Here is a 13,494-nt window from a genome sequence, read left to right as displayed (position 1 = left end):
GGAGGAATGACGTGGCCGTAATAGGCGTACAAGCAATGATGCTCAAGGACAGCTTTGCCGAGGCGGGTGCGTTCGACACCCTCCGCAAGGTCAGCGAGATCGGCTACAACGCCGTCGAGATTTCACAAATCCCGATGACACCGGAAAATGTTGCGGAACTGGACCGCGCCCAAAGCGAACTGGGAATGGACGTGGCCTCGTTGTCCGTCATGATGGAAAAGCCGGTGGGACGGCCGGGGGAATCCCTCAAGGACGACTTCGAGAAGATCGTGGACGATGCCAAGCGCCTGGACACGAACTTGCTGCGCATCGGCATGTTGCCGTTCCCGGCCATGAAGTCGATCGACGCCGTGGTGGACTTCGCCAAGGAGACCAACAGCTACGCCGAACGGCTCGCCGAGCACGGCATCAGCCTCTATTACCACAACCACCACATCGAGTTCGCGAAGTTCAACGGCAAATACATGCTGGACATCATCAACGAAAACTCCCCGGCCATGGGCCTGGAAATCGATGTGCACTGGGTCCAGCGCGGCGGCCTCGACCCGGTCCGCACCCTGGAGAAGTACGCCGGCCGCACCGCGATGGTGCACCTGAAGGACTACCGGATCGGCGCCCTTGCCGAGGAGGCGTTCGGGATGCTCGACACCGGCGACTTCGCCGGCTTCATGACCGAATTCAAGAACGTGGTCCAGTTCGCCGAGGTGGGCGAGGGCAACCTCGATTTCGCCTCGATCGTGCCCGCCGCGGAGGCCGCCGGCGCACAGTACCTGCTCGTTGAGCAGGACGAGCTCTACGGGCGCACGGTGTGGGAAGCACTGCAAACCTCCCACGACAACCTGGTCGCAATGGGCTTCAAAGACCGCTTCTGACCGCTGGTCGAGCCTGGGCCCACGGCCGCGAGGGGCCCGCTGCGAGCTTGCGAGCAGTGGGAGCGGCTGGGGAGCGAGACCTGTGATTTCGACAAGCTCAATCACCGCACAAAGAACTTCAGCAACGAAAAGGAAACGATACAAGTGAGCAAGAAACTACGCCTCGGCATTATCGGACTCGGCCAGCAGGGCGGCATGTACGCCAAGTTGATCGCGGAAGGCAAAGTCCCGAACACGGTGATCGGCGCCATCGCCGACACCGATTCCGCCAAGCGTGACCTCGCCGGCGAGAACTACCCCGATGTGCACGTCTACGACGACTATGTGACCATGCTGGACAGCGGCGACGTCGACGCCGTCGTCACCTGCGTCCCGCACTACCTGCACCCGGAAATCGGCATCGCCGCGCTCAAGCGCGACATCCACGCCCTCGTGGAGAAGCCGGCCGGCGTCTACACCAAGCAGGTCAAGGAACTGAACGAGTTCGCCGCGAGCAAGCCGGAACTGTCCTTCGGGATCATGTTCAACCAGCGCAACAACCCGCTGTACAAGCGCCTGAAGGAGATCGTCGACAACGGCGAGATCGGCAACATCCTGCGCACCAACTGGATCATCACCACCTGGTGGCGTCCGCAGGGATACTACGACTCCAGCGCCTGGCGCGCCACCTGGGGCGGCGAGGGCGGCGGCGTCCTGGTCAACCAGGCTCCGCACCAGCTGGACCTGTGGCAGTGGATCTGCGGCGTGCCGAAGTCCGTCTTCTCCAAGGTCTCCTACGGCTTCCGCCGGGACATCGCGGTGGAGGACGAGGTCACGGCCATTGTCGACTACGGCAACGGCGCCACGGGCACCTTCGTCACGGCCACGCACGACATGGCCGGCACCGACCGCTTCGAGATCCTCGGAGACCAGGGCAAGATCGTGGTGGAGGGCTCCAAGACCGCCACCGTGACCCGGTTGAAGAAGCCCGAGCGCGAGCTCAGCAAGGGTATGGACATGTCCGACGTCATGCGCCTGTTCACGGGCCAGCTGAACATGGACGACTACCTGACCACCGAGGTCATCGAGTTCGATTCGCAGTGGGGTGCCCAGCATGCCGGCGTCCTGGAGAACTTTGCGGCGAACGTCCTGGACGGGACGCCGTTGCTGGCACCGGGCTCCGACGGCATCAACGGGGTCCGTTTGGCCAACGCCATCCACCTTTCCAGCTGGAAGGGCGAAGAAGTGGGCCTGGACTTCGACGAGGACGAATTCCTGTCCCTGCTCAACAAGCGCATCCGCGAAGAGGGCAAGTACCCCGAACGCGCCTAGTGGGCGGCGAATAGTTCAACAGAGGGGCCGGATATGCCGATATCCGGCCCCTCTGCCGGGTTACGATGGCAGTTGCAGCTACCGCCGGAGGACCTTCTTGAGCGACACACCCACTTCACCCCTCGACGCCGCAAAACACCGCGGCGGCAAATCCGCACCCACGATCTACGACATCGCCGCGCTTGCCGAAGTGAACCCCTCCACGGTGTCCCGGGCGCTGAGCAAACCCGGCAGGGTTTCGGCAAAGACCCAGAAGAAGATCGAGGATGCCGCGGCGCAACTGAACTACCGGGTCAACGTCTTTGCCCGGGCCCTGCCCACGGGGCGCACCAACACGATCGGGCTGATCGTTTCCGACATCACCAACCCCGCCTACTTTGACGTGATCCGCGGCGCCGAGGCCGCCGCCAGTGAGCGCGACTACACGTTGGTCCTTGCCGAGTCCGCCGAGTCAGCCGAGCTTGAAATGCGGGCCGCCCAACGCATGCTGGCCACTGCGGATGGCATCATCCTGGCCAGTCCGCGCCTCTCCGACGACGAAATCCGACTCCTGGCCGCAGACAAACCGATTGCGGTCATCAACCGCTCCGTGGATGGCGTCCATTCCCTCGTTGCCGACACGGACGCCGGCGTCACCGACGCCGTCCGCCATCTGGCCGCCCTGGGCCACACCTCGCTGGCTTATGTGGCCGGCCCGGAACGGTCCTGGATGTCCGCGCGGCGCTGGGAAAGCATCAAGGCCCGGTGCGACTGGTCCTCGATCGAGGTCACCGTGGTGGCCTCGGGCGTGCCCACGGTCGACGGCGGACGGCGCTCCGCCGCGGCGGTGCGGGCCAGCGGCGCCACGGGTGTGTTTTGCTACAACGACCTCATGGCAATTGGCCTCATGCAGGAGCTGCAACTGGCCGGCGTGCGGATTCCCGACGAGCTGAGCATCCTGGGCTTTGACAACATCTTCGGCTCCGATTTCACTACGCCGCCGCTGTCCACCATTAAATCCCCGCTGCGCCAGTCGGGCGACTCCGCGGTACGCCGCATCCTGGCCGATCTGGACGGCGTCGGCGACAGCGCACCATTGCCGCCGCTGAGCACGGAGCTGGTGCTGCGCGGCTCCACGGGACGGGCCGAACGCGAGGGAAACTGACTTCCGGCAACTTTTGGCAACCGGTTGACAAAATGGCGCGGCTGTCTCACGATTGATCTATGTCACAATCAATCGAGCAGTCCACGTCCCTAGCCGCCGATCCGGACCGCCTGCTTCCGGCCGACCCGGGAATGCGCAGCATCGCCCGCTCACTGTTGAGCGAGGTCGAGGCGCTTCCGATCATTTCCCCCCACGGCCACGTCGACGCGGCCATGCTGGAACTCGACACCCCCTTCCCGGACCCCGCAACGCTGCTGGTGAGCCCGGACCACTACGTCACCCGACTGATCCACGCCAGCGGCGTCCCCTTGGAGAAGCTGCGCATGGGCGGCACCACGGCCGTGGAACCGCGCGAGACCTGGCGTGAATTCGCCAAGGCCTGGCCCTTGTTTGACGGCACGGCCTCCGGCTATTGGATGCGCGATTCCTTCGAGCACGTCTTTGGCCTGAGCCGGGAGGTCAGCGCCGAGAACGCCGACGTACTCTTCGATGAGCTGGACGCCAAGCTCAAGAGCCCGGCGTTCCGTCCCCGCCAGCTGTTCAAGGACTTTAACATCGAGGTCCTGGCCACCACGGACGATCCCCTGGACGACCTGGCGCCGCACGCCGCCATCGCCAAGGACCCCACGTTCACCGGCCGGGTGCTCCCCACCTTCCGTCCGGACGCCTACATCAAGTTTGCCGCGGCCGGCTGGGCCGAACGCGTGCAGAAACTGATCGACGCGGCCGGTGACGGCGTGGGCGGCTACGCCGGCTACATCCGCGCATTGGAAAACCGCCGTCAGTACTTCGTGGAGCACGGCGCCGTCTCCGCCGACCACGGCGCCCGCACCGCACAGACCCTGCGGCTGGGCCAGGCCGAGGCGCAGGCGTTGTTCGAGAAGGCCCTGCGTGGGGAGGCCACGGCCGTCGACGCCGATGTCTTCGAGGCGCACATGATGTACCAGATGGCACGCATGTCCGTCAGCGACGGCCTGGTCATGACCATTCACCCGGGCGTCTTCCGCAACCACCACACGGCGTCCTTCAAGGGTTTCGGCGCCGACACCGGCCACGACATCCCGTTCGCCGTCAGCTACACCGAGGCGCTGCGGCCCATGCTGGAGGACTTCGGCACCGCACCCGGCTTCCACTTCATTCCGTTCACGATCGACGAGACCGTCTTCTCCCGGGAGATCGCCCCGCTGGCCGGCTTCTACCCGTCGGTGTTCATCGGCGCCCCGTGGTGGTTCCTGGACGCCCCGGACGCCATGCTGCGCTTCCGCTCCGCCGTGACCGAGACGGCCGGCTTCTCCCGGTCCTCCGGCTTCATCGACGACACCCGCGCCTTCTGCTCCATCCCGGCCCGGCACAACACGTCCCGGCGGATCGAGGCGAGCTTCCTGTCCCGCCTCGCGGCCGAGCGTCGCATCAGCGAGGCCCGCGCCCACGAAATCATCGTCGACATCGTCGACGCCGCACCCCGAAGGGCCTTCAAACTGTGAGCACCACCGAATCCGTCCAACCGCTGACCCGCGCCGCCGCCAACGTGGGGCCCGCCGCCCCCGTGCGGATCGTCCACCTGGGCCTTGGCGCCTTCCACCGCGCCCACCAGGCCTGGTACACCCAACACGCCTCGGACGCCGCAGAGTGGGGCATTGCCGCCTTCACGGGCCGCCGCCCCGACGCCGCCGTGGCACTCGCCGCCCAGGATGGCCTGTTCACGCTCATCGAACGGGCCGAGGGCGGCGACAGCTTTGAGCTGATGACCAGCATTGTCGAGGCCCACGACGGCGCAGACGTGGCCACCCTGGCCCGCCTGGTCGCCGCCCCGGCCACCGCAATCGTGACGCTGACCATCACCGAGGCCGCCTACAACCTGGCCTCCAATGGTGCGCTGGACACCGCGAACCCTGCCGTCGCCGCCGACATCGAAACCCTCAAGGCAGCCGTCAGCAACGACGGCGCCAACGACGGCGGCGAGCCCGGCTGGGCGGTGACCGCGGCGGGGCGCCTGGTCCAGGCACTTGACGCCCGCCGCCGCTCCGGCGCCGGTCCCATCGCCGTGGTCTCCTGCGACAACCTGGCCCACAACGGTGCAGCGGCCCGTGCCGCGATCGTCCCGCTGGCCGAGGCGGCCGACGCGGAGCTGGGTGCCTGGATCGCGGAAAACGTCAGCTTTGTCGGCACTTCCGTGGACCGAATCACCCCGCGCACCACCGACGCCGAGATTGCGCTTGTGGCCGCCGGGACAGGCTTTGCCGACTCCAGCCCCGTGGTGACCGAACCGTTTCGGGACTGGGTGCTCAGCGGCGACTTCCCGGCCGGGCGCCCGGACTGGGAAAGCGCCGGAGCCGTGTTTGTCGAGAACATCGAGGCCTTTGAGAACCGCAAGCTGTGGCTGCTCAACGGCGCCCACTCGCTCATGGCCTACGCCGGGCAGCTGCGCGGCCACACCACCGTGGCGCAGGCCCTGGCCGACCCCGTCTGCGAGGCCATGATCGAAGACTTCTGGGACGAGGCCGAGCGCAACCTGCCCGCCGAAGGCCTGGGCATCCCGGCCTACCGTGCGGCGCTGCGCGATCGCTTCAGCAACAGCCGCATTGCCCACTACCTGGCCCAGATCGCCATGGACGGCTCCAGCAAGCTCCGAATGCGCGCTGTCCCCGTGCTGAAGGCCGAACGTGCCGCCGGCAGGACCGGTGAGGCCGCCGCGCGCATGATCGCCGCCTGGGTGGCGTTCCTGCGCCAGGGCCGGCTCAACGGCGCGGAGATTGCCGACGCCGCCGCTGCGGAACTCGGTGCCGCCCTTGCCTTGCCGGCAGGGGAGGACCTGCGTGCGCTCGTGGCCATCCTGGACGCCGACCTTGCGGCCGAGCCGGAGGTTGTTGCCTTCCTGGCATCCCTCGCCTCGGACCGCTCGATGGTCCGCGCCGCCTAGCTACAACCGGTGATTTCGCGGGCCAAAGTGGCAAGCGATTGACAGTTGACCCCGGCCGCCGGTGCCTTCGGATTGTCCTCTGAAGGCGCCGGCGGCCTACTTGCGCCCGGGTTCGTGGGAAACATGTTAAGAAAATGTTGGCAAACGGTTGCCAAAAGTTGTCTGAGCTGATTTACTAATAGTAATTCAGCTCACAAACGGACGATGATGTTGCGACAAAGGTTCCTGGAAAAGGACCCGGGCGCTTGGGGTACATCTCACCACGGCCGTGGTGGCGCATAGTGCACACGGCCAACATATTGCCGGTGATTGGGTAAAGGAGCCCGTGATGACCATGACACAAGAAAAGACCAGTACCACCGCTGCAGACGGCGCCTCCGCGCGGCCGCTACGCAAGCTCAGCATTGTCGGCTATGGCGCCGGCGATGCCGCCAACAACCTGGCCTTCACAACGGCCACCATGTTCTTGCTGCTCTACTACACGGACGTCGCCGGCATCAGTGCCGCGGCCGCCGGGACGCTGCTGCTCGTGGTCCGCATTTTTGACGCATTCTCCGACATCGTTGCCGGGCGCTTCGTGGACAAGACATACCACAAGAAGCTCGGCAAGTTCCGGCCGTTCATTATGTTCGGCTCCGTGCCGTTGCTGCTGCTCAGCGTTGCAGCCTTCTCGATCCCGCAGATCGGTCAGTCCGGCATGCTGCTCTGGGCTTACGTCAGCTACGCGCTGCTGGGCCTCGCCTACAGCTTCGTGAACATTCCCTACGGCTCCCTAGCCGGGGCCATGACCCAGGTGGTGGGCGAGCGGGCCAAGCTGGCCAGCGCCCGCACCATCGGCGCCGTGGCCGTCGGTTCCTTCCTGGGCATCTTCATTGCGCCGCTGATGAAGGACGGGGCCAAGCTGCAGCCGCTCTTCACCACCATGACGCTCATCTTCGCCGTGGTCGGGACCGCGCTGTACATGTTCACCGTCTTCAGCACCCGCGAACGCGTGGTCCGTGAGGTCGCCAAGGTGTCGATGAAGCAGAGCCTTGCCACCTTGAAGGGCAATAAGCCGTTGCTGCTGCTGTGCGTGAGTTCCTTCCTTTTCCTCACCGGCCAGTTGGCCGTCGGCACGGTCCAGATCTACTACTTCCGCGATGTGCTGCACTCGCTGCCGCTTTACGCAGTCATGTCCATCGTGAACATTTTCCTGACATTCGGGATGGCCGGCTTCCTGCCCCGCTTGGTTCGTGCATTCGGGAAGAAGAACATCTACCTGGTTGCCGGAGTCCTGATGGGCCTTGGCGGGTTGATCGTGTTCTTCGCGCCCTCCAGCATGGTGTGGCTTGCATTCGCGGGCGTTCTTATCACCCAGGTGGGAATCCTGCTGGTCAGCATGCTGGTATGGGCACTCGAAGCCGACACCGTGGAATACGGTGAATGGAAGACCGGCGTCCGCACCGAGGGCATCACCTACGCACTGTTCTCCTTCACCCGGAAGACCGGCCAGGCCGTGGGCGGCGCGCTTGCCGCCTTCGCACTTGCCTGGGGTGGCTACACCGCAGGCGCAGCACAGCAAAGCGAGCATGCCATCTTGGGCATCCGTGCCGGCGCCGGGCTCCTGCCCATGGTGTTCGCCATTCTCGCAATAGTCGTCATGTTCATCTACCCGCTCACCGACGCCAAGCACAAGCAGATCGTCGCCGAGATCACCGAACGCCGCGAAGTACGCCTCGAGGCCTCACGCCAGGCAGTCGCCGGCAACGAACCCGGTGCATCGGCCCAGGCCGGTGACGACGACGGCCCGGCCGCGCCGGCAGCCCCCGCCAACTAGAACTCCACTCAGCAACCACCACCCTGGAAGGACCTCCTCGTGAAAATCGTTTCCGCAGAAGTATTTGTCACCAGCCCCAGCCGCAACTTCGTCACCCTGAAGGTGACCACGGATGAAGGCGTCGTGGGCATTGGTGACGCCACGCTCAACGGCCGGGAACTCGCCGTCGCCGCGTACCTGAAGGAGCACGTGGCACAGCTGCTCATCGGCAAGGACCCGCACCGGATCGAAGACACCTGGCAGTTCCTGTACCGCAGCTCGTACTGGCGCCGCGGCCCTGTCACGATGGCAGCGATCGCCGCCGTCGACATGGCCCTGTGGGACATCAAGGGCAAGATTGCCGGCATGCCGGTCTACCAGCTCTTGGGCGGCGCCTCCCGCAACGGCCTGCGGGCCTACGGCCACGCCTCCGGTGCGGACATTCCCCAGCTTTTCGACTCCGTCCGTGAACACCTGGAACTGGGTTACAAGTCCGTCCGCATCCAGACCGCCATCCCCGGCATCAAGGCCGTCTACGGTGTTGCCGCCCAGGCCCAGGCCTCGGGTGAGCGCTACGACTACGAGCCCGCCGGCCGCGGCGCGTTCCCGCAGGAAGAGGACTGGGACACCCGCGCCTACCTGCGCCACCTGCCCACCGTGTTCGAGGCGGTCCGCAACGAGTTTGGCCCCGAGCTTCCCCTGCTCCACGACGGCCACCACCGCATGACGCCCATCCAGGCCGCCAAGCTGGGCAAGTCGCTGGAACCGTATGACCTCTTCTGGCTCGAGGACTGCACCCCGGCCGAAAATCAGGAAGCCCTGCGCTGGGTCCGCCACCACACCACCACGCCGCTGGCCATCGGTGAAATCTTCAACACGGTCTACGACTACCAGACCATCATCAAGGAACAGCTCATTGACTATGTGCGGGCCGCCTCGACCCACTTCGGCGGCATCTCGCCGCTGAAGAAGGTCATGGACTTCGCCGCCCAGTACCAGATCAAGTCCGGCTTCCACGGCCCCACGGACATTTCCCCGATCGGTTTCGCCGCCCAGCTCCACGTGGGCCTGGCCATCCACAACTACGGCATCCAGGAGTACATGCAGCACTCCGACAAGACCAATGAAGTGTTCCAGCAGTCCATGACGTTCAAGGACGGCTACCTGCATCCGGGCGAGACCCCGGGCATCGGCGTCGAATTCAACGAGGAGGCCGCCAAGGCATTCCCGTACCAGCAGGCCTACCTGCCGTACAACCGCCTCGTTGACGGAACGGTCCACGACTGGTGACCCACGCACCGTCGCCTGCCCGGCACATTGTGGTCATGGGAGTCTCCGGCTGCGGCAAGACGACGATCGGCGCCCTCGTGGCGAACGATCTGGGCCTGCCGTTCACGGACGGGGACTCCCTGCACCCCATGGATAACATCGCCAAGATGGCCGCCGGCACGCCCTTGGACGACGACGACCGCGCACCATGGCTGCAAACGGTGGGCCGTGAGCTGGCCGGCTCCGCCAACGGCCTGGTGGTAGCCTGCTCCGCCCTGAAGCGGAGCTACCGGGACGCCATCCGGGAGCAGGCACCCGAGACGGTCTTCCTGCACCTGGACGGCAGCCGCGAGGTCCTCGGCTCCCGGCTCGAGGGGCGGTCCGGACATTTCATGCCGGCCACGCTGCTCGATTCGCAACTGGCAACGCTCGAACCGCTGGGCGCCGACGAGGCCGCCGTGGTGATGGACATTTCGGCGCCCGTTGAGGCCCTCGTGGCCGGCGCCGTCGTCCGGCTCCGCGGCACCGTGCCCGCCACCAACCTATAGACCCCAAAGCAAGAGGAGTAGCAGTGCCCTACGAAGTGGATTTGCGCGCAGCCCCGTTCAAGCTCGACGACGCCGGCGTGGCCTGGGTGGAGTCGACCATCGGGTCGATGACGCTGGAAGAGAAGATCGGCCAGCTGTTCATCAACCACAACAACGATTACTCCCCGGAGTACCTGGACGGGGTGCTGGAGAACTTCCACGTGGGCGGCATGCGGTACCGGCCCGGTCCCTCGGGGGCGGTGCAGGAACACATCCGCTACGCACAGTCCAAGACCAGGATCCCGCTGCTGGTGGCATCCAACCCGGAAATGGGCGGCGCCGGCAGCTGCGACGACGGCACCTTCGTCTCCACCCACCTGCAGGCCGGCTCCCACCCGGACAAATCCATTGCCCGGAAGATGGGGCAGGTGGCCGGTGTCGAGACCGCGGCGCTGGGCTGCAACTGGGCGTTCGCGCCCATCGTGGACATCCACTACAACTGGCGCAACACCGTCATCTCCACCCGTTCCTTCGGCAACACGCCCGAGGTGGTGGTGGAGCGGGCCAAGGAATACTTCGACGGCATCAGCGAATCCCCCACCGCCTGCGCCATGAAGCACTTCCCCGGTGACGGCATCGACGAGCGCGACCAGCACGTGGTCACCTCCTACAACACCCTTGGCTACGAGGAATGGAACCGCACTTACGGGCATGTGTACCGGGAAATGATCGGCCACGGCGTGCAGTCGATCATGGCCGGACACATCGGCGCCCCCGAGCTTTCCCGCCGCTTCCGGCCCGGACTTGCCGATTCGGACGTGCTCCCGACAACCCTGGCCCCGGAACTGTTGGGGGAGCTGCTGCGCGGCGAGCTCGGCTTCAACGGCCTGATCCTGACCGACGCGTCCCAAATGATCGGCATGACCCAGGCCATGAAGCGCAAGGACCTGGTGCCTGCGGCCATCGCGGCCGGCTGCGACATGTTCCTGTTCTTCCGCAACCCCGCGGAGGACTTCGGCTTCATGCTGGAGGGCTACCGCAACGGCGTGATCTCCGACGAGCGGTTGACGGACGCCCTGCGCCGGATCCTGGCATTGAAGGCATCGCTGGGGCTCCACACGGCGGACCGTGACACCCTGGTGCCGCCCGTCGCGGCGCTGGCCGCGATCGGTTCCCCGGACCACCTGGCCATTGCCGCGGAAATTGCCGACAAGACGGTCACCCTGGTCAAGGACACCGCCGCCAACCTGCCCATCACCCCGGCCACGCACAAGCGCATCCGGCTGTACGGGATCTCCGGCGGCTCCGACTTCACCCGCGCGGACCCCCTGGGCTATTTGGATGTGGTGGCGGAGGAATTGGAGCGGGCCGGCTTTGAGGTGCACACCTTCAAGACCGCGGACCAGCGCACCGAGGCGGGGGAGGAGGGCGTGAACTTCATGTCCGTCATCTCCGAGGAGGCCACGGCCGATTACGCGGACAAGTACGATGCCGCGTTCGTCTTCGCGAATGTGAAGGGTTTCGCCCAGGAGGCCGCCATCAGGATCAAGTGGTCCACCCCCATGGCGGCGGAAATCCCCTGGTACACCACCGAGGTACCCACCGTATTCGTTTCGCTGAACCAGCCCAACCACCTCATCGACATGCCCATGGTCAAGACCGCGATCCACGCCCACGCCGGCACCCGCGAGGCGATCCGGGCCACGGTGGAGAAGATCCAGGGGCTCTCCGAATTCCAGGGCACGTTCAACGAGAACGTCTTCTGCGATTCCTTCGACACCCGGCTCTAGCCCGATCTGCAACAAAGGCTGGCGCGAGCGGCCCGATGCGGCCGCCCGCGCCAGCCTTTGGTATACAAGAGAGTATGGATACGCCAGTGAACATCCCCGAAACGCCCAACGCCGAACGCGCCGCCACCCGAGTCATCGTCATGGGCGTGTCGGGGTCGGGCAAGAGCACCATCGGCGCGCTGGTGGCGGACGCCATGGACATCCCGTTCCTGGACGGCGATTCCCTGCACCCCATGTCGAACATCAGCAAGATGGCCGCCGGCACGCCCCTGACGGACGAGGACCGCTGGCCGTGGCTGGAAATCGTCGGCGACGAGCTCGCCGGAACCACCGCGGCAGGGATCGTCATCGCCTGCTCGGCACTCAAGCACAGCTACCGCGACGTGATCCGCGCCAAGGCGCCGGACACCATCTTCCTGCACCTTGACGGTTCCCTCGAGGTGCTCAGCTCCCGGCTCCAGGGCCGCTCCGGGCACTTCATGCCGCCGGCGCTCCTTGAATCCCAGCTGGCCGCCCTGGAACCGCTGGGTGCCGACGAACGCGCCGTCGTCATCGACATTTCGCACAGCATCTCCGAGATCCTCGCCCAGTCCGTCGCCGGCATTCGCCACACCGCGGGCAACTAGGCCGGAGCCAAGCCATGGAGCTCCCGGCCGTCCCCGCACCGGAGCCCGACGACGCCGGGCAGCCCCTCAATGCCGAACAGCCCCGTGCCGCCGAACTGCTCAGTGTGGGCCAGGTGGCCGAGCGCGGCGGCGTCAGCGTCTCCGCCCTGCACTTCTATGAACGCCAGGGGCTCATTTCGAGCGCCCGAACCGCGGGCAACCAGCGCCGCTACCCGAGGTCGGTGCTGCGCCGGGTTGCCGTGATCCGGGCCGCCCAGCGGGCCGGGATCCCGCTGGCACTGGTGTCCGAGGTCTTTGCCGAGCTGCCCACTGACGGGCTGCCCACGCAGGCGGACTGGCAGCGGCTCTCCGAACGCTGGCGCGAGGAACTCGACGCCCGCATTGCCGCGCTGGAAAAGCTGCGGGGGAGCCTTGGCGGTTGCATCGGCTGCGGCTGCCTGTCGCTGGCCGAATGCGGCTTTGTGAACCCGGATGACGAAGTGGCCGGCAAGGGTCCGGGCGCCCGCGCGTTCGACGGCGGCTGAGGTTGCCGCGATTTGACCTCAACTAATGTTGAGGTTCTAGAGTCGTAACTGGCCCGGGCATCCGCCACGGCCATGTTGAGAGGACTCCGAAGCACATGACGGCGCAGCCATTGGCCACCACGGCCCCCCAGGTCACCCGCGACTTCAAGGACGCCTTTGGCGGGCATCCGGCCGGCGTCTCCATCATCACCGCCGACATTGGCACGGGGCCCGTGGGCATCACCGCCTCCTCCGTGGCGTCGGTTTCCGCCGAGCCGCCCATCCTCGCCTTCTCCCTGGCCTCACAATCGGGCTCCGCGGCCGCCATCGCCGTGGCCGACACCCTCGTGGTGCACCTGCTCACAGCCGACGACCTGGCGCTTGCCCAGGCATTTGCCAGCCCCGTCGCCGAGCGATTCACCGGAGCCATGGACTGGAGCCGCCTCGAGACGGGCGAGCCCTTACTGGGACACGGCGGCTACGCACTGCGCTGCGAGGTGCTCAGCCGCACCCGGGCCGGCGGCTCCCTGCTGGTGGCGGCCGCCGTCGTTGGCATCATCGCCCCGGACACCCCCGGACACCCCATGGTCTACCACCGGCGCGGCTATCACGCCCTGGCCGGCCACCCGGCGCCAAACGCCCTCATGTAGACTGAAAAACCTATGGAAAGTAAATCTAGGGGCCGGCACAACGGTTCGCGGAGCGTCCAGTCACGCTCAAGCGCCACCGTTGCCCAT

Annotated in this window: 10 protein-coding genes and 1 pseudogene; all 11 read left to right on the top strand. The window is 66.1% G+C overall.

Annotated features, from left to right (window positions below; all coding sequences use genetic code 11):
- The first annotated feature begins 35 nt into the window (after positions 1 to 35).
- The 11 genes and pseudogenes from AL755_RS16045 to AL755_RS15990 all read left to right on the top strand — a co-directional run bounded on the left by AL755_RS16045 (position 36) and on the right by AL755_RS15990 (position 13,407).
- On the top strand, positions 36 to 872 hold the full coding sequence (locus AL755_RS16045; protein ID WP_054011862.1) for a sugar phosphate isomerase/epimerase family protein: 837 nt from the start codon (positions 36 to 38) through the stop codon (positions 870 to 872).
- 144 nt (positions 873 to 1,016) lie between these two features.
- Positions 1,017 to 2,183, top strand: a complete 1,167-nt coding sequence (locus AL755_RS16040) for a Gfo/Idh/MocA family protein (protein ID WP_054011861.1) — start codon at positions 1,017 to 1,019, stop codon at positions 2,181 to 2,183.
- 97 nt (positions 2,184 to 2,280) lie between these two features.
- The gene (locus AL755_RS16035; RefSeq protein WP_054011860.1) at positions 2,281 to 3,327 is read left to right on the top strand and encodes a LacI family DNA-binding transcriptional regulator; all 1,047 of its coding nucleotides are present in this window, start codon (positions 2,281 to 2,283) and stop codon (positions 3,325 to 3,327) included.
- Between the two features lie 59 nt (positions 3,328 to 3,386).
- Complete coding sequence (gene uxaC / locus AL755_RS16030) at positions 3,387 to 4,811, top strand: glucuronate isomerase (RefSeq protein ID WP_054011859.1); 1,425 nt, start codon at positions 3,387 to 3,389, stop codon at positions 4,809 to 4,811.
- Positions 4,808 to 6,247 carry a mannitol dehydrogenase family protein gene (locus AL755_RS16025; protein ID WP_082369355.1) on the top strand — a complete coding sequence of 480 codons (1,440 nt, stop codon included), beginning with the start codon at positions 4,808 to 4,810 and terminating at the stop codon, positions 6,245 to 6,247. The genes uxaC and AL755_RS16025 overlap by 4 nt, the downstream gene beginning before the upstream one ends.
- Positions 6,248 to 6,575: 328 nt before the next feature.
- Positions 6,576 to 8,063 carry a glucuronide transporter gene (gene uidB / locus AL755_RS16020; protein ID WP_237762506.1) on the top strand — a complete coding sequence of 496 codons (1,488 nt, stop codon included), beginning with the start codon at positions 6,576 to 6,578 and terminating at the stop codon, positions 8,061 to 8,063.
- A 39-nt stretch (positions 8,064 to 8,102) separates the two neighbouring features.
- A complete protein-coding gene (gene manD / locus AL755_RS16015; protein WP_054011858.1) occupies positions 8,103 to 9,332 on the top strand; it encodes a D-mannonate dehydratase ManD in 1,230 nt (409 codons plus the stop codon).
- A gap of 35 nt (positions 9,333 to 9,367) precedes the next feature.
- Positions 9,368 to 11,628, top strand: a pseudogene (locus tag AL755_RS16005) (gluconokinase, GntK/IdnK-type).
- Between the two features lie 86 nt (positions 11,629 to 11,714).
- Positions 11,715 to 12,254 carry a gluconokinase gene (locus AL755_RS16000; RefSeq protein ID WP_237762504.1) on the top strand — a complete coding sequence of 180 codons (540 nt, stop codon included), beginning with the start codon at positions 11,715 to 11,717 and terminating at the stop codon, positions 12,252 to 12,254.
- Between the two features lie 14 nt (positions 12,255 to 12,268).
- Entirely contained in the window at positions 12,269 to 12,778 is a 510-nt protein-coding gene (gene soxR / locus AL755_RS15995) for a redox-sensitive transcriptional activator SoxR (protein ID WP_054011856.1), read from the top strand.
- A gap of 95 nt (positions 12,779 to 12,873) precedes the next feature.
- Positions 12,874 to 13,407: a flavin reductase family protein gene (locus tag AL755_RS15990; protein ID WP_054011855.1), complete on the top strand. Its 534-nt coding sequence runs from the start codon at positions 12,874 to 12,876 to the stop codon at positions 13,405 to 13,407.
- Positions 13,408 to 13,494 lie beyond the last annotated feature (87 nt).

The organism is Arthrobacter sp. ERGS1:01, assembly GCF_001281315.1.
GTDB lineage: Bacteria > Actinomycetota > Actinomycetes > Actinomycetales > Micrococcaceae > Specibacter.
This window is presented reverse-complemented; position numbering and strand designations above follow the sequence as displayed.

What these genes read in the sequence shown, in the direction of transcription:
- AL755_RS16045 (WP_054011862.1), top strand. Translation starts at nt 36, where the DNA reads ATGATGCTCAAGGACAGCTTTGCCGAGGCGGGTGCGTTCGACACCCTC.
- uxaC (WP_054011859.1), top strand. Translation starts at nt 3,387, where the DNA reads ATGTCACAATCAATCGAGCAGTCCACGTCCCTAGCCGCCGATCCGGAC.
- uidB (WP_237762506.1), top strand. Translation starts at nt 6,576, where the DNA reads ATGACCATGACACAAGAAAAGACCAGTACCACCGCTGCAGACGGCGCC.
- soxR (WP_054011856.1), top strand. Translation starts at nt 12,269, where the DNA reads ATGGAGCTCCCGGCCGTCCCCGCACCGGAGCCCGACGACGCCGGGCAG.
- AL755_RS15990 (WP_054011855.1), top strand. Translation starts at nt 12,874, where the DNA reads ATGACGGCGCAGCCATTGGCCACCACGGCCCCCCAGGTCACCCGCGAC.